Genomic DNA, 21660 nt, shown 5'->3' on the forward strand with positions numbered 1-21660 from the left:
CTGGACGCTAACTGAGATTTCACTGAGACGCAATAGGTTCGCCTAACCTTACTAAGCAAGGCTCAACAACGGCATTTTGCTGGGCTTTCGCTGCGAAGGCCCGGAGCGGCGCGTCACCGATAGCCCATGAGCCCACTTATGGAGAAGCTCAAGATCAGCGGAGCACCCCGGGTTTCCTCACCCGGGGTTGCAGGCGGCGCTCGGTCCGTGTCCCCTCTGCCTGGTCTTTGCTGTGGATCGACCGAGCAAAATTTCTCAGGGAGTCAGTTCTCGTGCGACGACATCGCCTCGCGCAGGCTGCGCGGGCGCAGATCCGTCCAGTTCTCCTCGACGTAGGTGAGGCAGTCGGCGCGGGTGGCCTCGCCGAACACGACGCGCCAGCCTGCGGGCACGTCGGCGAACGTCGGCCACAGGCTGTGCTGCTCCTCGTCGTTGACCAGCACGTAGAAGCGTCCGCCGTCGTCATCGAATGGGTTGGTGCTCAATGCTTCTCCTGTGTGTCGTGGCTGTACTGGTCCGCAGATCCGCGCCGAGTACGCGATCGGACAGCAGACCGAGGCAGCTGAGGTTCGGGAAACCAGGTCCCTGGGTGAGCCCGGCGAGGCCGGGCAGGAACAGCTTCGGAGCGACGCCCTCGAGGGAGAGGTCGTGGCCGATCGACTCCTGGAGCAGCTCACCGGTGAGCGGTCCGCCGAGACCGAGCTCGAGCAGGTCGCGGGTGTCCTGGCCGAGCAGCGGCAGGAACCACAGCGCGTCGGCGCCCTGCCCGTCGATCACAAGGTCGAAACCGTGCACGGTCTCCAGGCGCTCACCGGCGCGGTCGGTCTGCAGCGTCAGCCGGATCCGGTCGTCGCGGGGCACCGCGTGGGCGACCCGACCCCGTAGGTGGCGGATGCGGTCGTCGGCCAGCAGCGCTTCCTGCACGCGCGCGGAGAACACGCCGCGGTCGGTACGGAACATGGCGTCGCGCCGCTCGGCGAGCGTGAGGCTGGTCCAGCCGGTGGGGTCGGAGAACAGCGTGTTCTCGAAGAACCCCTCCCCCCGGGTGAACAGCGTGACCTGCGGTGAGATCACGGTGATCGTCGAAACCCGGTGTCGGAACAGTTCGTTGAGCATCGATGCGGCGGTCTCGCCGCCGCCGATCATCGCGACGCGCTCGGCGACGATCAGCTCGTGCCCGGCGACGCGCCGCCAGAAGTCGGCGATCGACATCACCCGCGGATGGCCCGGCAGCAATGTCCGTTCGGCCTGCCCCGGTCCGGTGATCATCACCGCGTCGGCGTCCACCGTCGACTCCCGGGTGTGCAGCTCCCAGCCCCGGCCGCCGACCGAGATGCGCTCCACATCGCCACGCACCACGGTCATCCCGATGGCATCGGCGACCCAGCGCAGGTAGGCGGCCCACCGGTGGTGGTTCGGCGCCGGCCTGCCGCGGTCTATCCACTCGGCGAACTGCGAGGTGGCGACGAGGTAGGCCTGCCAGCTGTGTCGTGTCATCCGCTCGTCGAGTTCGGCGTTGCGCCGCGGTACGAGCGCAGAGCGGTACGGGAAACCGATGTCCTTCTCCGGGCTGGTGCCCAGCCGGTGCTGCCCGTCGGTCCATCCACCCGCGGCGGTCCAGTTCGCCCCCACCCCGGTGCGTTCGACGGCCACCACCTCCGGCGCGTCGACGCCCATGGCGCGCAGTTCGGCGGCCTTGGCGGCCACGGCCACGGCCTTGGGGCCTGCGCCGATGACGGCCAGCGTCGCGGTCATGGGACAACCTCCCGCAGCGCGTCCTGCCACAGGGCGTGCAGGACGGCGACGTCGTCGGCGGACAGGATTCCGGGCAGCGTCCGCCACTGGGTGGCCAGCACCGGTGCGTCCCCATGGGTGAGGATCGCGGCCATCACCGTCACCTCGTGCCGGACGGCAAGCTCCGGCTCGGGAAGCACCGACACCGCGCTGAGAAGTCCCTTGTCCACGTTGAACGCGCCGGCACCCCGCACGTCGGCGCGGCCCAGGTAGTTCAGCAGCAGTTGCGGTTGCCGGTAGGCGCCGAGCCGTTCGGCGGTGTCGGCACGCAGATAGCGCAGCAGGCCGAAATCCACGCCGTCGCCCGGGATCTCGACCGGACCGCTGTCCGGGTCGACCCGGACGGGGTAGATCGCGCTGAGCAGTCCGACGGTGTCGCCGGTGTCGGCCTCGTCGCTCACGACGCCGTCGGCGCGGCCATGGGTCTCCAGCGCCAACAACGGTGTCGGCGTGGGCTGCCCGCGCCGTCTGCGCCAGGCGGTCACGGTCCGCGCCGCCGCGGCGGCCAGCAGTGTCGGCACGGCTTCCGCCGAGGCGATGAGCCGCGCGGTGAGTTGAGCGTCGGTGATGGCGACGCTGACGTCGAGATCGCCCGCCCGGTCCGTCTCCGGCTGCACCCGGCGCGCCCCGAGATCCGGATCGGGACCGTCGAGTTGGGCCGCCCAGAAGTCGGCGGTCTCGAGGTGGTGGGCCCGCTCGTACAGCAGCGCCGACCATCGGCGGTAGGTGGTGTGTTCGCGGGTCGGCACAGGCGCGCGTCCGGATGTCAGCGCGTGCCAGGCGGCGTCGAGCTCACCGAGGACGACCCGCCACGACGCCGGGTCGATCGCCAGCACGTGCGCGGTCACCACCAGCACGCCGGGGCCGTGCGCCGGGCGCAGCCACACCGCCGACCACAACCTGCCGCGCTCGGGATCCAGTGTCTGCACCGCGGATGCGGTGGCCTCGGCGACGGCGGCGGCGAGGTCACCGCGCACCGGGACTTCGGACAACAGTCCGTCTGCGGGCGAATCCGTCTGCGGCACAAGCGTCATGGTGGCGCGGTCGAACCGGGTGCGTAGCACCTCGTGACCGTCGACCACGGCCTCGAGCAGGGTGCGCAGCGCGTCGGCGGTGATGCCGTCCGGCAGCGGGATCGCCTCGGTCTGCGCGAGCCGACGCGGGTCGCCGTGCTCGTAGAGCCAGTGCGCGTTCGGCAGCACCGGGATCGGCTCCGACGACGCCACATCCGGTGCGTCCGAACCGAATTCGGTACCGGACTCGGCATCGATGGCCGATGCGAGTTCGCGGATCGACCCGCATTCGAGCATCAACCGGGCCCGCAGCGCGACGCCGCGCCGGCGGGCGGCCTGGACGACCGAGAGCGCCACGATGCTGTCCATGCCGAGCGAGAGCAGGTCGGCGCCCACGTCCACAGCCGCGACGCCGAGGAGTTCGGCGACTGCCTCGGCCAGCGCGGCCTCGGTGGGCGTCTCCGGGGCGGCCGCCGGACCGGTGGCGGCGGCATCGTGCGCGGCGAGGGCGGCGTCGTCGATCTTGCCGTGCGCGGTCAGCGGCAGGTCGTCGAGCACGGTGATGTGGTGCGGGACGAGATAGCGCGGCAGCCGGGCGCTGAGCGTGCGCCGGAGCTCGGCGACCGCGACGTCGGCGCCGCCGGTCGCGGCGTAAGCCATCAACCGGGGACCGGCGGCGTGCGCGCGGACGGCGACGTGGGCGGCGCGCACCCCGGGGTGGGTCTGCAGCACCGCGCACACCTCACCCGGTTCGACCCGGAAGCCGCGGATCTTGACCTGATCGTCGCTGCGGCCGAGATACTGCAGGGCGCCATCGGGGTCGCGGCGCACCACGTCGCCGGTGCGGTACATCCGGTCACCGGCCCGGAACGGATCCGCGACGAATCGGCCGGCGGTTTCCCCGGCCCGGTTCAGATAGCCGCGGGTCAGCTGGGCGCCGGACAGGTACAGCTCCCCGGCGACGCCGTCGGGCACCGAACGCAGCCACGCGTCGAGCACGTAGGCGCGGGTGTGGCGGGTCGGGGAGCCGATGACCGGGTGCGGGTGTTCGGCGATCGGGGCGACGACGGCCTCGACGGTCGTCTCGGTGGGCCCGTAGCAGTTGTAGGCGCTCATCGCGGTGCGCGCGCACTCCTCGCGGATGAACCGCCAGGTGCCGCTGCCCACCGCTTCGCCGCCGAGCGCCAACACCGCGAGCGGCACCCGTGACATCAGCCCGAAAGCCCTGAGCTGAGCGAACATCGACGGTGTGGTGTCGATCATGTCGATGCCGTGCCGTTCGATGGTGTCGACCAGCGCCTCGGCGTCGCGCTGGACGTCGTCGCCGATGATGTGCACCGCATGGCCCTCGAACAGCGCGACCAGCGGCTGCCATGCGGCGTCGAACGTGAACGACCAGGCGTGCGCGATCCGCAGCGGGCGGCCCAGCCGTTCGGCCGCCGGCCTGAGCACGTGCCGCGCGTGGTCGTCGCCGTAGGCGAGTACCGCCTCATGGGTGCCGATCACGCCCTTGGGGATGCCGGTGGTGCCGGAGGTGAACACCGCGTAGGCGGCCCGGCCACGGGTGACCGCCGCCGGAGTCCACGATGGGTCCGGGTCGCCGACGGAGGCCAGCAGCGCATCGTCGACGACGACGGGTGCCGACGTCTGCCGCAGGATCTCCTCGATGCGCTCCCCCGCCATCCCGGGATCGAGCGGCACGATCATGCCGCCCGCCTTGAGCACGGCCAGCATCGCGACCACGTAGTCCGGGCCACGCGAGAGTGCCACGGCGACAGGTGTTTCGGCGATGACTCCGTGCGCGGTCAGGGTGGCGGCCAGCCGGTCGGCGGCCGCGTCGACCTCACGGTAGGTGAGGGCGCCACCCTCCCAGCTGACGGCGACGGCGTCCGGCGTGCGGAGCGCCGCCTCGGAGAACACGGTGTGCACACCGGTCCGGTCCGGGATCTCCGTGACCGCGGACACCGCGGGGCCGCCGTCGGACCGGATGTGCACGTCACGAAGTGGCGCGTCCCAGAAGGTGATCAGCCGCTCGACGGTGTCGAGCAGGCACTGCCCCACGTCGTGGGGGGCGAGCGCACCGAGCGCACCGTCGAGGGTCTCCACCAGCACCGTCAACCGCTCACCGGCCATGTGGGCGGCGATGGTCACCGGGAAGTGCGACAGGCTCTCCAGCGCGGCGGGAACGAAGGTGGCGCCGCCGGCCTCGAAGCGGTGATCGCCGCCGGCCAGCCCGCCCGGCGGGAAGTTCTCGTAGACCAGCAGGGAGTCGAACAGCTCGCCGACCCCGGCCAGCGCACGCAACTCGGCGTGGGCGAGATAGCTGTGCTCACGCAGCGCGGCGGCGGTGCGCTGCAGCGAAAGGCACTGTGCACCAACGGTCTCGACCGGGTCGAGCCGCACCCGCAGCGGCACGGTGTTGATGAACAGGCCGACCATGGTCTCGACACCGGCGAGTTCGTCCGGACGTCCCGACACCGTCATCCCGAAGGTCACGTCACGGCGGTCGGTGAAGACCGACAGCATCGCCGCCCACGCCATCTGCACCAGCGTGTTGACGGTGACACCGCGGGCACGGGCCGCCTCGGTCAGCCGGCGGGTGGCGGCGGCGTCCAGGGTGACCTCGGTGCGCCGCGGCAGGCCCGGGGCCGGTTCGGCGGCGGACAGTGCCGGGGTCAGCAGCGTCGGCCCGTCGATGCCGGCGAGGTGTTCGGTCCACAGCGCCCGGCTCGCCGCCTGGTCGCGGCCGGCCAGCCAGCCGATGTAGTCGCGGTAGGGCCGTGGCGGGCCGCCCAGCGCGCTCGGATCCCCGCCCGCCCGGTAGAGCGTCATCAGCTCACCGACGAACAGCGGAAGCGACCAGCCGTCAATCACGATGTGGTGCGCGACGATCACCAGACGCCATGTGTCGCGGGATGATTCGATCAGGAGGAACCGGATCGCCGGCCCGCGTTCGAGGTCGAACGGGCGCCGCCGCTCGCGGTCCTCCAGCGCGGCCACCTCGTCGGCGTCGCCCGCACGGACGTGCGTCCAGGGCAGCTCGATGCGCGCGGGGACCACCTGGACCGGGCGGGGCAGGTCGCCGCGGAAGAAGCCGGCCCGCAGGTTCGGGTGCCGGGTCAGCATCGCCGTCGCGCAGTCGCGCAGCAGCGCGGTGTCCAGCGTCCCCGTCACGTCGGCGGCCATCGCGATCACGTAGGGATCACCGTCGGTGTGCTCGGTGCCGGTGAGCATGGTCATCGAGTAGAGCCCCTGCTGCAGCGGGCTCAGCGCCATCACGTCCTCGATGGCGTTCGCGGTGCGGGCCGCGTCGGCCCGCGTCACCGCCCATCCCCCTGCGAGGCGCTCCACGACGCCGTCAACGCGGCGAGGTCGTCGGCGGACAGACCGGACGCGCTCATCGGCGCGTGGGCGGTGTCCGCACCGGCCCCGCCGTTCGTGGTCGCGGCCTTCTCGTCGACGGCCGCGGCGAGGTCGTGCAGTGTGGGCTGTTCGAACACCATCCGGGCGGTCAGCGCGAGTCCCGCGTCGCGGGCCCGTGCGGCGAGTTGCACGGCGAGGATGCTGTCCCCGCCGAGGGTGAAGAAGTCGTCGTACCGCCCGGTGACCTCGACATCGAGGACCTCGCCGAGCAGGGTCGCCAGCGCACGTTCGGTGTCGGTGGCCGGCGGTTCGCCGCTCTGTTCCGCTGCGCGCGCGGGGGGGCCGGCGGCGCGGTCGTCCGAGCCGACCAGTTCGAGCACGCCCTGCGCACTCCACCTGGCCCGGTCGCCGGTGCGGTGCAGCCGCGCACCCGGCCGCCCGTACGGGTGGGCGACCAGCCGGGCCGCGGTCAACGCGGCCCCGTTCCAGTGGGCGGCGGCCAGCGGACCGCCCGCGGTGTACACGTCGCCGACCACACCGACCGGCACCGGCCGCAGCGCCTGGTCCAGCACGAAGACCTCGCCACCGCCCCACTGTTCGACGATGCGCTGCCGTTCCCCTGGCGCGCCGATGTCGAGGTCGTCGATCGCCAGGTCCGGCTGCTCGGCGAACGCCGCCACCACCCGGGCCAGCCAGCCGACGAACCGCTGTGCGGTCTCGCGGCTGTAGAGCTCGGGCCGGTAGATGACATGGCCCCGGTATCCGCCGCCGCCGTCCACCCCCCTCTCAGAGGCGAAGAAGTTCAGCGACAGGTCCGCATGCGCGGCGTCGAACGTCGGCTCGAGCACCGTGACCGTGGTGTCGCCGCCGGGGCCGTGGTCGATCACGCGGTCCTCGGGCAGTTGTTCGCGCACGTGCACCACCACGCTGAACAGCGGGTTGCGCGCCAGGGTGCGCACCGGGCTGACCGCGTCGACCACCTGGTCGAACGGCAGATCCTGGTGGGCGTAGGCCTCCAGTGCCATCTCGCGGGCACGACGGCACACCTCCCGCAGGGTGGGGTTGCCGCGTAAGTCGTTGCGCAGCACCAGGATGTTGATGAAGAACCCCACCAGCTGGTCGAGCTCCGCTTCGGACCGGCCGGCCACCGGGGTGCCCAGCGGGACGTCGGGACCGCTGCCTGCCTTGTGCAGCACCACGGCCACCGCCGCCTGCAGCAGCATGAATTCGGTGACCCCGAGTTCGCGGCACAGCACCGACAGCCTGTCGCGGGTCACCCCGTCGATGTGAAACTCGACCGCCTCGGCCAGCCCGCTCGGCACCGGCGGCCTCGCGAAGTCGGGGCGCAGCCCGGTCTCCTCCGGCAGCCCCGCCAGCTGCCGGGTCCAGTAGTCGCGCTGCGGGCCGGCGATGCCGGCGTCGTCGGCGAGCAGCGCGGTCTGCCAGGCGCCGAAGTCGGCGTACTGCACGGGAAGCGGCGCCCAGGCGGGCGCCTCGCCCGCGGCCCGCGCCCGGTAGGCCGTCAGCAGATCGGCGAACAGCACGGTGGCCGACCAGTGGTCGCCTGCGATGTGGTGCATCACCACCGACAGCACGTGACCGTCGGGAACGCTCAGGACGGCGGGGCGGATCGGGCGGTCGTGCTCGAGGTCGAAGACGTGGCCGCGTTCACGGTCGAGTTCGGCGCGCAGCCACTCCTCCCCGTCGCCGTGGGCACGTCGCACGGTCACCGGTTCCGACGGCAGCACGATCTGGTGCGGCACACCGTCGATCTCCCGGTACACGGTGCGCAGGATCTCGTGCCGGTCGACCACGTCGCCGATGGCGGTGACCAGCGCGTCGACGTCGCACGGTCCGCGCAGCCGCGCGGCGAACGGGATGTTGTTGACGACGCTGGGCCCGTCGACGCGGTAGGCGAACCAGGACCGCAGCTGCGCCGAGGACAGCGGTGCGGGGCCGTCGAGGTGCAGCGGTGTCAGGCGCGGACGCACGGGGCCACCTCCCCCCGCGCGCAGCGCGTCGATGTGACCGGCGAGCTCCGCCACGGTGGCGAGTTCGAAGACCTCTTGGACGCCGATGTCGACACCGCACGAGGTACGCACGGCCGCAACGAGTTTCGTCGCCAGCAGCGAGTGGCCGCCGAGGTCGAAGAACGAGTCGTCGGCGCCGATGCTCCGTTCGCGGCCGAGCAGTTCGCCGAACAGCCCGGCGATCTCGTGTTCGGTGTCGGTGGCGGGTTCGCGGAACTCGACGGTGGACGTGAGCTCCGGTTCGGGCAGCGCGGCCCGGTCGATCTTGCCGTGGGCCGTGATCGGTATCTCGTCGATCACCACGTACGCCGCGGGCACCATGTACTCGGGCAGCGCCGCGGCCACCCGCGCGCGGATGCGGTCGACGGCCACCGAGTCGCGGTCCTCACCGCTCACCGGCGTCAGGTACCCGACCAGGCTCTTGCCGAGTTTCGGCAGTTCGCTGACCACCACCACGGCCTGTCCGACGCTGGGGTCGACGGAGATCGCGGCCGCCACGTCGCCGAGTTCGATGCGGAAACCGCGGATCTTCACCTGCTCGTCGGCGCGCCCGACGAATTCGATGTCCCCGTCGGCGTTGCGACGGGCGAGGTCACCCGATCGGTACAGCCGGCCACCGGGGGTGAACGGATCGGCCACGAAGCGTTCGGCGGTCAGCCCGGGCCTGCGATGGTAGCCGTGCGCCACATGCGTTCCACCGATGTAGATCTCGCCGATCACGCCGACGGGCACCGGCTGCAGCGCATCGTCGAGCAGGTGCATCTGCGTGTTGATCTTCGGGCGGCCGATCGGCACGATGCGGGTGCCCTGCTTGCCTTCCACCTTGTAGCGGCTGGCGTTGATCACGGTCTCGGTCGGGCCGTAGAAGTTGTGCAGCAGCGCGTCGAAGGTGGCGTGGAACTTGTCGGCCACCTCACCGGGCAGGGGTTCACCCCCGATCGGCACCCGCTGCAGGGTGCGCCACTGGTTCACGCCGGGCAACGACAGGAACAGACCGAGCAGCGACGGCACGAAGTGCATCGCGGTGATGCCCTCCTCGCGCAACAGCTCCGTGAGGTAACCGATGTCGTTGAGACCGCCGGGCCGGTGGACGACGATCCTGGCGCCACAGGCCAGCATGCCGAAGATCTCGGCGATCGACACGTCGAAGCTGGGCGAGGCGACCTGCAGCAGCCGGTCCTTCGCGTCGACCTGATATTCGGCCTTGAACCAGACGAAGTACTCCGCGACGGGGCGGTGCGGTACTGGAACGCCTTTGGGCAGTCCGGTGGTGCCGGAGGTGTAGATCAGGTAGGCGGTGTTCCCGGGGAGCAATGGCCGCACCCGGTCGGCGTCGGTGGGGTCGTGGGCGGGCAGGGTGTCCAGCCCGGTGAGCGGCTCGCGCAGCACGATTCGCGCGTCGCAGTCGCCGAGGATGAACGTGAGCCGGTCCTCGGGGTAGGTCGGATCGATCGGCACGTACACCGCACCGGCCTTAGCCACGCCCAGTGCCGTGACGACCAGTTCGGGCGACTTGTCGAGCAGCACCGCGACCCGGTCCTCGGCGCCGACACCCTGGCCGATCAGCCAGTGCGCGACCCGGTTGGCGGCCTCGTTGATCTCCCGGTACGTGTGGCGCCCGCCCTCGTAGACCACCGCGATCGCATCGGGTGTGGCCGCCACCTGCGCGGCGATCAGGTCGGGCAGTGTGCGGGGCGAGGTGTCGAAGTGTTCACCGCACGCGATGTCGTGCAGCCACCCGGCGTCCGCGGCGCCCATCAGGTCGAGACGTGAGAGCGACGTGTCGGGATGGTCGAGTGCGCTGTCGAGCAACACGACAAAATGGTCGAGAAGCTGTCGAGCCAGTGCGGGTTCGATGATCTCGACCAGGTGCTCGAACTCGACCAGCGCACCCCCACCGGAGGGCTCGGCGTCGAACTCGACCATGGCGCCCAGCGGCAGTTGGGTGAGGTGGCTGCGCAGTTCGGCCCGTTCGCAGCGGACACCGGGCGGCGCGAAGCCGAACCGGTCCGGTCCGCGGAAGCCGAAGCTGACCCTGGTCATCCGTTCGGTTCCGTGGCGGCGGTCGGGGTTGAGCTCGCGGACCACCTCGTCGAGGTTGATGCCCTGGTGGGCGAACGCGCCGAGGGCGGTGTCGCGGGCCTGGATCAGCATGTCGCGGAACGACATCGACGGCTTGGGCTGCAGCCGCATGGCCACGGTGTTGCCGTAGTAGCCGATGCGGCCCTCCGTGCCCGAACCACGGTTGAGCACCGGGGTGGCGACGAGGAAGTCGTCGGCGTGGGTGTAGCGGTGGATCAGCGTTCCGAAGACCGCCAGCAACACCGCGTACGGCGTGCATCCGGTCTCGCGCGCCAGATCGACGACCCGCCGGGTGGTCTCGGCGTCAAGCGCTACGCTGGTCCGCGCGGAGCGGAGACTGGTCGGCACCGCCGAACCGGTCGGTCCGGGAAGTTCCAGCGGCTCCGGCGGATCGGCCAGAACCCGGCGCCAGTAGGCGAGGTCGTCCGCGGCGCCACGGGGAGCCGCGGGGACGTGCGGTGCCAGCTCCTCCCCCGCGTCACCGCCGGTGTAGGCGCGGGTGAGGTCGCCGAAGAACACCTCCCAGGACCCGTCGTCCCAGGCGATGTGGTGGGCGACCAGCAGCATGATGTACTCGTCGATCCCGGTGCGCACCATGGTGATCCGCAACGGCGCGTCGGTGGACAGGTCGAACGGCGCCGTGAACTCCCGCTGGGCGAGGACCTCGAGCCGCAGCCGCTGTGCCTGCTCGGACGGGTTCGCCAGGCCGGTCAGGTCGTGTTCGGCCCAGCCGGGACGCAGATCGGCGTGCACGGTGGGACGCGGTTCGCCGGTCTCGTCGGCGGTGTAGGTGGTGCGCAGGACGGGGTGTCTGTGCGCGACGGCGTCGAGGGCGGCGCGCAGCGCACCGAGGTCGACGGCGCCGCTGATCCGGTAGGACAGGCACACGTTGAGCAGTGCGCCGGACGGGTCGGCGGTCTGGACGAACCACATCCGCTGCTGACCCTCGGACAGTTCCCGGGTCGAGGGCACGGTCGCGGCGACGTCCTGTGACGCCAGGCCGCGCTCGCTGAGTCTGCGGCGCAACAACTCCAGGCGGGCCTGGTCATCCGGGCCGGCCAACCGTGATGCGGTGGTGTCAGTCACTCTGGGGTATCCACTTTCTCGTCGAGCTCGGCGACCAGTTCCGCGCCGGTCACACCGCCCAGCAGCGTGGCGAGCGGGACCGTCCGGCCCATGACGCGCCGGAACCTCTTACGCAGGTCGAGAGCGAGCAGGGAATCGACACCGAGGTCGAACAGCGACGCGTCGAGGTCGATCCCGGCGGGGTCAATGATCTTGAGGACTGCCGCGAGTTCGCCGCGCACGGCATCGGCGGTGTCCATCGGGGCGGCGGCGGGGGTTTCGGGTGCGACCTGTGCGCGCACGGGTTCGTCGCCGCCGGAGAACATCCGGATGCGGTGCGGGTCGGCGGCGAGCACCAGCGGGTCGACGGTGTGCTCGCGCAGGCTGGCCTCGATGGCCTGTTGGGGGACCATCGGCCGCAGTCCGGAGCGCTCGATGCGGGCGGTCTCGCCGGCGTCGACGATTCCCGACCCGCTCTCGGACTGCCACAGCCCCCACCGCACGGCCGTGCAGCGGCGACCGTCGGCGCGCAGCCGCTGCGCCGTCGCGTCGAGCATCCGGTTGGCCGCCGAGTACACCGCGTGGCCGCGACCGCCCCACAGCCCGGACACCGACGAGCACAACAGGATGCGGGCGTCCTGGCGCAGCGGCCACAGTTCGACGACGTGGGCGAGGCCGACGACCTTGGCGCCCAGCGTGTTCGCGGCGGCCGACGCATCGAGGCGCTCGCCGCTGGCGAATGTCGCCGCACCCGCGGCGTGGATCAGCAGCGTCGCTCCGCCGCCCGCGGATCCCGCTGCGGCGCGGACGCTTTCACGGTCGGTGAGGTCGCACGCAACCGACAGCACCTCGGCGCCGTGGGGTTCGGCGAGCCGCGCGAGCACCGTCGGGTCGACGGTGCGGCGGCTGAGCAGGACGATCCGCCGAGCACCCCGGTCGGCGAGGTGGCGCGCATAGTGCAGGCCGATCTCGCCGGCACCGCCGGTGATCACCACGTTGTCGAGGACGCCGGAGTCCAGCGCCCAGGCCGTCGCGGCAGGGGCGTCGGACACGGTGCGCCGGAACAGCACCGGACCCGTACCGTCGTCGCGGATGGCGAGCTCGCCCGCCCCGGTCAGCAGCGTGTCGACGAGCGCCGGGTCGACCGTCACGTCGGCGGACAGGTCCAGGTGGTGGAAGCCGAGGTCGGGGTTCTCGAGCCCGAGGCTGCGGTGCATCGCGGCGGTCGCTGCGGAGGACGGCGTCAGCGGCTCCCCGGCGCGCACCTGTTCGCCGGCCACGGTGAGCAGCCAGATGTCGCGGCATCGCGGCCCGGCCGCGGCGGGGTAGCGCAGTGCGCCGGCACCCACCAGTTCGGTGAGCGCCGCGACGGCGGCGCCGGCGTCGGAGTCGTCCGCGGCTTGCGGTGCGACCACGACCATGACCTCCGCGTCCCCCGGCGCGGTGAGCGCCGCACGGGGGTGACCGCCGACGACCGTGCGCAGCCGCTCACCGAGCGCACCGGCGGCGCCGAGGTCCAGCACGGCCACCGCGACAGGCGCCGTGGACGCCGGCCGGGCACTGTCGCCCACCGGTTGCCAAACCTCCTGGGCGACGGTGAGGGTCGCCGACTCGGGCAGCGGTTCGGGTGCCGCCCACATCGGCGTATCGTGCATCGGCGCGTTCGGGAAACCCCGCAGCCGATTTCCGGTGCGAGCGACGGCGTCGCGCCAGCCGTAGCCCGCGTCCGACGCGGTCGCGGCCGCGAGGTTGGCCGACAGCGCCTCGCAGATCGGGATGTCGCGCCTGCCCGATCCGACGAGCGTGGCAGCGGTGTCGCCGAGCAGGTCGCCCATCGCGAACAGCAGCTGTGGATGCGCGGACAGCTCGACGAAGGTGGTTGCCCCACAACGCAATGCCGATTCGAAGGCGAGGTCGAATCGAACCGTGTCGCGCAGGTTCCGGTACCAGTAGTCGCCGAACGCGGTGCCCGCGGGCACCACGTCTCCGGTGGCCCCGCCGATGAACTGCACCGGGGTGTCGGCGAAGACCGCCTGCGGCAGCCGGTTGACGAAGTCGTCCCGCAGGGGTTCGAGGATGCTGGTGTGCACCGGGAAGCTGACGGTGATCTCGCGCGCGAACAGGCCCTGCTCGCGCACCCGTGCGACGGCCGCCGAAACCGCCTGTCGATCACCGGAGACCGCAACCGAGGTCGCGGCGTTGACCACCGACAGTTCGAGCCAGCCCGGTGTGGCCGCGATGACGTGCTGCGCGGCGGCGGGGTCCACGCCCAGGACGGCCACGGCGTGGTCGCCGGGCAGTCGATCGACCACCCCGGCGCGGGCGACGACCACCGCCACCGCGTCGGCCAGCGTGATCGCGCCGGCGATGTAGGCGGCCCCGATCTCACCGAGACTGTGGCCGACGGCGACGTCGGGCAGCACACCGTAGGACCGCCAGACGTGGGCGAGCGCGACGGCGTGGGTGAACTGCGCGCCCTCGATCTCGGTCTCGGAGAAGGGGCCCTCGGATGTGGTCAGGTACCGCATCGGCGACGCCGCGCCCGCCGCGGTGAACGCCTGCGCGCACGCGTCGGCCGCGGCCCGGTACTGCGGCAACTCCCTGTACGCCTGCGCCCCCATCGACGGCCACTGCGTGCCCTGCCCGGGGAAGACGAACGCGATGCGCGTGGCGGACCCCGCGGCGCCCCGGCCGACCAGAGGGTGATCGTCGCCGGCGGCGACCGCCCGCAGACCGTCCTTCAGTTCGTCGAGGTCGCCCGCGCGCACCACGGCCCGGTGCCGCCGCACGCGGCGAGTGGCGATCAGGTGACCGGCCACATCGGCGACCGAGGCCGTGGGATGGTCGTCCAGATAGCTCAGGACGCTCCCGGCGTCCCGGGCGATGAGGTGGTCGGCATGCGCGCTGAGCAGCACCGGCATCCGCCCGTCGGGCCACCGGTCCGGCCGCGTCACGTCGCTTCCCGGGGCCGGTCCGGCATCGCCACGACGAGGTGGGTGTTGGTGCCGCTCATACCGAACGCGGAGACCGCGCCCACGCGTTCGCCGTTGCGGGCCGGCCACGGTGTCAGCTTGTCCGCCAGCCGCAGAGCGCCACCCTCCCAGTCGATCTCGCGGCTGGGCTCGTCGACGTGCAGGGTGGGCGGGATGGTGGCGTGCTCGGCGGCGACGAGCACCTTCGCCAGCCCGAGGGCGCCCGCGGCCGACTGGGTGTGCCCGATGTTGGACTTGACCGAGCCGAGCAGCGGTCCGCGGCCGGCTGCGGTGTCGCCGTAGGTGGCGGCCAGCGAGCGCAGTTCGGTCTTGTCACCGAGTCGTGTCCCGGTGCCGTGGCCTTCGATCATGCCGACGTCTTCGGGTGTCACGCCGGCCTGCCGGATCGCCTTGGCGAACAGCCGGCTCTGGGCGCTCTCGCTGGGCGCGGTCAACCCGACGGTGCGGCCGTCGGAGTTGATGCTGCTGGCGCGGACCTCGGCGAGGACGTCGCGGCCGTCGCGCACCGCACCCGACTTGCGCTGCAGCACGAACAATCCGGCGCCCTCGGCCCAGACCGTGCCGCTGGCGTGCGCGCTGTAGGGACGGCAGTGGCCGTCGTCCGAAAGAGCGTGTTGGGTGGAGAATTCGACGAAGTACCCGGGGGAACCCATGACGCACACACCGCCGGTCAGCGCGATGTCGCAGTCGCCGGATCGCAGCGCCTGCACGGCGAGGTGGAACGCGGACAGCGCCGAGGAGCACGAGGTGTCGACGGTGACGGCGGGGCCGGCCAGATCGAGCGTGTAGGCGATGCGTCCGGAGATGACCCCCAGCGACGTCCCGGTGATCAGATGGCCGCTGTGGTGCGAGAACTCGGTGAGCCCGGGCCCGTATTCCAGCGCCGAGGCGCCGAGGTAGCACCCGACGTCGTGGCCGGCGAGGTCGTCGGGGTTGATGCCGCTGTTCTCCAGCGCCCGCCACGCCAGGCGCAACGCCACCCGCTGCTGGGGGTCCATCGCGACGGCCTCACGGGGCGAGATCCCGAAGAACTCCGGATCGAACACCGATGCGCTGGAGAGGAACCCGCCCAGGTCGTGGATCGGCTTGAACCCCTCGCGCCGGGATCCGGAGAACAACTCGCGTAGCGACCAGCCGCGGTCGGTGGGGAACGGACCCAGCGCTTCGCGCTGTTCGGACAGCAACGTCCAGTAGTCCTCCGGCGTCTCGATACCGCCGGGCGCCTCCACCGCCATCCCGACGACGACCACGGGATCCGCCTCTGGGACGACGCGGTCGGTGCCGGTCATCCGCCGCCCACCAGTGCGGCCACCTCGTCGAGGTGCTCGTCGAGGTAGAAGTGGCCGCCCTGGAACGTCGACAGCGTGAACCGGCCCGCGGTGTGCGAGGCCCAGCGCCGCGACCACTCCTCGCTGATCCGGTGGTCGCGGTCGCCGCGCAGCGCGTGGATGTCGGCGCTGATCTGCTCGTCACGCCGACAGGCATATCCGCTCAACGCGCGGTAGTCGGCCTGCACCGCCATCACGAGCAGTTCGACGAAGTCCTCGTCCTCGAGCAGCCGGGGGTCCGTCCCGCCGAGGTCGACCATGTCGGCGAGGACGTCGCGGTCGGTGCTCGGCAGCGGCGCGGCCTCGGCCGCCGTGGACGGAGCCTGCCCCGCCGACGCCCACACGGTGCGCACGGTGACGCCGTGTCGTTCGGCGACCCGGGCGAATTCGAAGGCCACCACCGCGCCCATGCAGTGGCCGAACAGGTCGAGCGGGCCGAGACGGTCCCACGGCCCGGCGTCGAACAGCTGGGCGGCGAGGTCGCCGATGCTCTCCGCCGCGGGGTGCCGCAGTCGGTCGGCCCGCTGCGGGTACTGGACGATGTAGGTGTCGATCCCGTTGGCGGAGAACGACGTCGCGAGTGCACGGTAGGCCGCGGCGGCGCCGCCGGCGTGCGGGAACACGACCGCCGTCGCGCCACCCGTGGCCGGGAACCGTTTCACCCAAGGCGCGAACTCCAGTTGCTGCGCCGTCATCGGGACGCCTGCGCCGACGTCGAGTCGAGCGCGGACGCCACGTCGACCGCGTTCATGTCGGTGACTTCGAGGTAGAGCTCGGCGACGGCGTCGAGGCGCTCGCTACCGGACTCGTTGTCGACGAGCCGCTGCGCCAGGGCGCCGACGGTGCGCGCGGCGAAGATGTCGGTGACCATCACCGCGGGCGAATCGAGCCACTCGCGGATCCGCGCCACGGTCTGGGTGGCCAGCACCGAATCGCCTCCGAGTTCGAAGAAGTCGTCGTCGGCGCCGACGCTGTCGCGGTCGAGCACGGTGGCCACGATGTCGGCCAGCGCCCGCTCGAGTGCGGTCTCCGGTGCGCGGTACGTCGGCGCCTGACCGGTCGCGCGTTCGGCCATGCTCCGGGTCAGCTCCGCGGTGACGGCCCTGCGGTCGATCTTGCCGCCGACCGTGAACGGGATCGCCTCGACGAGCGCGATGTGGCTCGGAACCATGTGCGGCGGAACGAGTTCGGCCATCCGACGGGTGAGGTCCTCGACGGTGAGGTCATCGGAGCAACGCACGATCGCGGCGAGTTGTTCGGTGCGCCCGTCACCGGGGGCTGCCAGCACGGCGGCCACCGCGGCGTCCACGGCGGCGATGCGGCGCAGCGCGGCCTCGACCTCGCCGAGTTCGATGCGATAGCCGCTGATCTTGACGCGGTGGTCGGCGCGACCGACGAAGTCGATCTGCCCGTCGGGCAGGTAGCGGACGAGATCGCCCGTGCGGTACCAGGTTCGGCCGTCATGCACGACGAAACGTTCGGCGGTCAGGTCACGCCGGCCACGGTAGCCACGGGCGATTCCGCACCCCCCGACCCACAGTTCGCCGGGCACCCAGTCCGGGCAGTCCGCACCGTCGGCGGCGACGACGCGGCAGGTGTTGTTCGGCAGCGGGCGCCCGAACGGGACGGCGGACCACTCATCCGGCAGGTCCCCGGGCTCGCAGATGGTGTTGTGGATCGCGGTCTCCGTGGCGCCACCCAGACCGGCGAACCGCACGCTCGGCGCGGCCCTGCGCAGTTCCCGGACCATCTCGGTGCGCACCCAGTCGCCGCCGGTGGGGACCACCCGCACCGACGGCAGCCCACCGCCCACCTCCAGCAGCATCTCGAGCCAACCGGGCATCCAGTGCAGCACGGTCACCGAGTGCTCGGCGATCATCCTCGCCCAGCTGTCGGGGTCGCGACGCTGCGCCTCGTCCACCACGACCAGCGACCCGCCGGCGCGCAGCATCCCGAAGACGTCGAGCACCGACAGATCGCCCTCCAGCGTGGACAGCGCCAGGCTGCGGTCCGACGGCCCGATCCCGAAGTGGCCGTTGATGAATTCGAGCGTGTTCATGGCCGCGCCGTGGGTGACCTCGACACCTTTGGGCTCGCCGGTCGAACCGGAGGTGAACAGCACGTACGCGACCCGGTCCTGCTCGATCGTCGCCGGGGTGACGCCGTGTACCCGCGACCCGACGCGGACCGCCTCGGCGATGGTCAGGCCCGGCAGGAACGCGGGCGGCTCGTCACCGCACGCGAGGGCCATCCGCACGCCGGCGGTGCGCAGGATGCTCTGCGCACGGTCGGCGGGCTGGTCGGCGCCGATGGGCACGTACACCGCGCCCGCGGCATGGATCGCCAGTAGTGCGGTCACCTGGTCGGCGCACTTGGGGCCCATCACCGCGACGGTGTCCCCCGGTGCGACGCCGGCCACCTGCAGGGCGCCGGTGACCGCCAGGACCCGCTCGCACAGTTCGGCATAGGTGAGGGTGCCGGTCGAGCCGATCACCGCGGTGGCGTCGGGTGTCCGTGCGGCGCTGCGGAAGAACCCGTCGTGCAACGCGTCGTCGCTGCGTTCGGCGGTGGTCTCGAGCGCGCGGCGGACCGCCAGTTGCGCGGCGGGCACCGCGGGCGGATCGACGGCGTCCCACGCCGCCTCGTCGGTGGCGAGCCGCTCGAGTTCGGCGAGCTGGTAGGCGAACATCGCGTCGATGACCCCGGGCCGGAACGCGTCCTCGCGGACGTCCCAGTTGACCAGCAGGCCGCCGTCGAAGGGCGTCACCTGCGAGTCCAGCAGCACCTGCGGCCCCTGGGAGATGTGCCACACGGGCGTCCCGAACTGGTCGGTGACGTCACCGGCGAACAGGTCTCCGAGGCCGAGCGCACTGGTGAACACGAACGGCGCCAACGTCGGGGTGCCGTGATGGCGGCTCAGGTCGCGCAGCACCGACAGGCCCGAGTAGGCCGCATGGCCGGCGGAGGTGTGCAGCGCCTCCTGCATCACCCGCGCCCGCTGCGCCGGCGTGTGCGCGTCGGTGAAGTCGACGTCGAGCATCAGTGACGACGAGAAGTCGCCGACCAGCCTGTCCACGTCGGGGTGGAAGGGTTCGCGGCCGAACATCGGCAGGTTGAGCAGGAAGTGCCGGCTCGTCGACCAGCGGGCCAGCGTTCCGGCGTAGGAGGCCGCGAACGCCATCGCCGGTGTGATCCCGCGTTTGCGCGCGGCCGCGTAGAGACCGTCACGGGTGCCGGCGTCGATGAACCGCCAGCGCCGGGTGCCGCGCCGCGGGTCGCGCTGTTCGGCGCGCGGAACCAGCGGCAGGGCGGGGGCTTCGGGGAGTTCGGGGATGCGCTCGGTCCACCATCGGCGATCCTCATCGGCGTTCGGCCCAGCGGTGGCGGTGAGCGCGCTGCGGTATTCGCGGTAGGTGTACTGCAGGTCGGGCAGCTCCGCTCCGCGGTAGAGCGCGGCGAGGTCCGCCATGAAGTTGCGGTAGCTGACCGCGTCGGCGGCCTGCATGTCGAGATCGACGTGCAGGCGGGACCGCCCGCCGGGCAACAGGGTCAGCGCGAGCTCCAGCACCTCGCCCTCGAGGAGTTGATGCGATTTGGCGTGGCGGATGACCTCGAGTTGTTCGTCGGCGTCGGCGGCCTCGAGGTGCCGCAGGTCGGTGACCTTGACGGGTAGTTCGCGGTCGCTGATGCGCTGCATACCGTCGCCGAGGATGTCGACGCGCAGCATCGGGTGGCGGGCGGCGAGCCGGGCGGCGGCGACGCCGAGGCGTTCCGGATCCACACCCGCTCCGTCGAATTCGACGTACAGGTGGGCGGCCACGCCGCCGAGTTCGGTGAGTTCGTTGCGGCCCACCCACAGCGCATGCTGGATCGGCGCGAGCGGGAACGGCGCGTCGGGGTCCGCGCCACCGGTGGTAGCCGCGGTCGATTCCGTTGCAGCACCGGTGTTTTCGACGGTGCATTCGCCGACGAGCTGCGTCCAGGCGGCCACGGTGGGGTTCGCCGCCATCGCCGCGAACCGCACGTCGATGCCCTGCTTCCGCCAGCGCCCCGACAGCGACATCATGCGGATGGAGTCGAGCCCCGAGGCGATCAGGTCGGCATCCGGGTCGAGTTCGGACTGGTCGACACCCAGAAGTTCGGCAACCTCCGCCCGTACAGTCTGCGAACTGGTCACAACGCCTCCACCGCGTTCCTCCAAGTCAACGTAGGCTGCCCTAACTTCAGGAAGGCTATCCTATATTCAAGGGGTCGAACACTCCTACCCAGAGGGGCCTTTCCGCGCGATGAGCACCGGATTCCAGCATGTGCAGAGCGACCTGGTCGAGGGCTTCGTCCCCTTCCCCGAAGAGCGCGCCGAGATGTACCGGCGGGCGGGGTACTGGGCGGGGCGACCACTCGAATCGCTGCTCGTCGATGCGGCGCAACGGCGGCCGGACCACCCCGCCGTCGTCGACGCCGATGAATCCCTGACCTTCTCCGAGCTGACCGCGCGCGCCGACACCGTCGCGGCGGCGCTGGCCGGCCTGGGCATCCGCCCCGGTGATCGGGTGCTGCTGCAGCTGCCCAACTCCGTGCGATTCGCTGTCGCGTTCTTCGGCCTGCTGCGGGCGGGCGCGGTTCCGGTGATGTGTCTGCCGGGCCATCGCACCGCCGAGCTGGGGCACTTCGCCGACGTCAGCGGTGCGGTGGCGCTGATCGTCCCCGACGAGTCCGGCGGATTCGACTACCGGGCGATGGCCGCCCAGCTGGTGGCGGACCGACCGGCCCTGCGGCACGTGCTCGTCGACGGCGATCCGGGACCGTTCGTGTCGTGGACCGCGCTGATCGAAGGCGGCGGCGTGACGCCGGAGATCGGCCCCGTCGACACCTCACTGCCGGCCCTGCTGCTGGTCTCCGGCGGGACGACCGGGCTGCCCAAGCTGATCCCCCGCACCCATGACGACTACGTCTACACCGCGGTGTCGAGCGCCCGGGCATGTCATTTCACCCCCGACGACGTCTATCTGGTGGCGCTGCCCGCCGGCCACAACTTCCCGCTGGCCTGCCCCGGGATGCTCGGGGCGATGACCGTCGGCGCCACGACGGTGTTCACCGCCGATCCGAGCCCCGAGGAGGCGTTCGCGCTCATCGACAAACACCGAGTCACGGTCACCGGGCTGGTCAACGCGCTGGGCAAGCTGTGGGCGCAGGCCTGCGAATGGGAACCGGTGTTGCCGACGTCGCTGCGACTGGTGCAGGTGGGCGGTTCACGGATGAGCCCGGAGGAGGCGCGGTTCATCCTCGAACGCCTGACCCCCGGGCTGTCCCAGATCTTCGGCATGGCCGAGGGCATGCTGAACTTCACCCGCCCGGGCGATCCGGTCGACGTCGTGGTGCACACCCAGGGCAGGCCCGTCTCCCCGCACGACGAGATGCGGGTGGTCGACGAATCCGGCGCCGAGGTCGCGCCCGGCGAAGAGGGTGAACTACTGGTGCGCGGGCCCTACACGCTGAACGGGTACTACCGCGCCGACGAGGCGAACGCCCGTTCGTTCAGCGCCGACGGCTTCTACCGCACCGGTGACCGGGTGCGGATCTTCGCCGACGGGCCGCTGGCCGGCAACGTCGAGGTCACCGGCCGTATCAAGGACGTCATCCACCGCGGCGGCGAGACGGTCTCGGCGACCGACCTCGAGGACCACCTGCTGACCCACCCCGCGATCTACTCGGCCGCCGCACTCGCCCTGCCCGACGACTACCTGGGTGAGAAGATCTGCGCGGCAGTCGTTTTCCGTGGTAAGCAGCTCACCCTCGCCGAGCTCAACACTTTCCTGGACGAACGCGGCGCCTCCACCCACGCCCGGCCCGACGTGCTGGTGCCGATGCCGTCGCTGCCGCTGACCGCCGTCGGCAAGGTCGACAAGAAGAAGATCGCGGCGCAGTTGAGCGGGTGATCGATTCGTAGCGCAGTAGGACCGTGCCACCCGGGAAGGTGCGATCAGCCCGGCCT

9 protein-coding genes are annotated in these 21660 nt (G+C 71.6%); 1 reads left to right on the forward strand and 8 read right to left on the reverse strand.

All coding sequences use genetic code 11. From position 1 onward, the window contains the following. Positions 1–263: 263 nt before the first annotated feature. The 8 genes from AU196_RS07365 to AU196_RS07400 are packed head-to-tail and all read right to left on the reverse strand — an operon-like array spanning position 264 to position 19845. Entirely contained in the window at positions 264–485 is a 222-nt protein-coding gene (locus AU196_RS07365; protein ID WP_059094446.1) for an MbtH family protein, read from the reverse strand. Beyond that, positions 463–1755 (reverse strand): NADPH-dependent L-lysine N(6)-monooxygenase MbtG, encoded by a 1293-nt coding sequence (gene mbtG / locus AU196_RS07370; protein WP_059094447.1) that lies wholly within the window; start codon positions 1753–1755, stop codon positions 463–465. The genes AU196_RS07365 and mbtG overlap by 23 nt, the downstream gene beginning before the upstream one ends. Further along, positions 1752–6131, reverse strand: a complete 4380-nt coding sequence (locus AU196_RS07375; protein WP_059094477.1) for a non-ribosomal peptide synthetase — start codon at positions 6129–6131, stop codon at positions 1752–1754. The genes mbtG and AU196_RS07375 overlap by 4 nt, the downstream gene beginning before the upstream one ends. Next, positions 6128–11368, reverse strand: coding sequence for a non-ribosomal peptide synthetase (locus AU196_RS07380; RefSeq protein WP_059094448.1), 5241 nt, complete (start codon positions 11366–11368; stop codon positions 6128–6130). Before AU196_RS07380 ends, AU196_RS07375 begins: the two co-directional genes overlap by 4 nt. Further along, positions 11365–14301, reverse strand: coding sequence for a mycobactin polyketide synthase MbtD (mbtD, locus tag AU196_RS07385; protein WP_059094449.1), 2937 nt, complete (start codon positions 14299–14301; stop codon positions 11365–11367). The genes AU196_RS07380 and mbtD overlap by 4 nt, the downstream gene beginning before the upstream one ends. Further along, the gene (locus AU196_RS07390; protein WP_059094450.1) at positions 14298–15629 is read right to left on the reverse strand and encodes a beta-ketoacyl [acyl carrier protein] synthase domain-containing protein; all 1332 of its coding nucleotides are present in this window, start codon (positions 15627–15629) and stop codon (positions 14298–14300) included. The genes mbtD and AU196_RS07390 overlap by 4 nt, the downstream gene beginning before the upstream one ends. After that, on the reverse strand, positions 15626–16363 hold the full coding sequence (locus AU196_RS07395; RefSeq protein ID WP_059094451.1) for a thioesterase II family protein: 738 nt from the start codon (positions 16361–16363) through the stop codon (positions 15626–15628). Before AU196_RS07395 ends, AU196_RS07390 begins: the two co-directional genes overlap by 4 nt. After that, the gene (locus tag AU196_RS07400; protein WP_197415729.1) at positions 16360–19845 is read right to left on the reverse strand and encodes a non-ribosomal peptide synthetase; all 3486 of its coding nucleotides are present in this window, start codon (positions 19843–19845) and stop codon (positions 16360–16362) included. The genes AU196_RS07395 and AU196_RS07400 overlap by 4 nt, the downstream gene beginning before the upstream one ends. A gap of 109 nt (positions 19846–19954) precedes the next feature. Between AU196_RS07400 and AU196_RS07405 the strand changes: the two genes are divergently transcribed. Next, positions 19955–21604, forward strand: coding sequence for a (2,3-dihydroxybenzoyl)adenylate synthase (locus AU196_RS07405; RefSeq protein ID WP_059094453.1), 1650 nt, complete (start codon positions 19955–19957; stop codon positions 21602–21604). The last annotated feature ends 56 nt before the right edge of the window (positions 21605–21660 follow it).

The sequence above is a fragment of the Mycobacterium sp. IS-1742 genome, from assembly GCF_001500125.1.
Lineage (GTDB): Bacteria > Actinomycetota > Actinomycetes > Mycobacteriales > Mycobacteriaceae > Mycobacterium.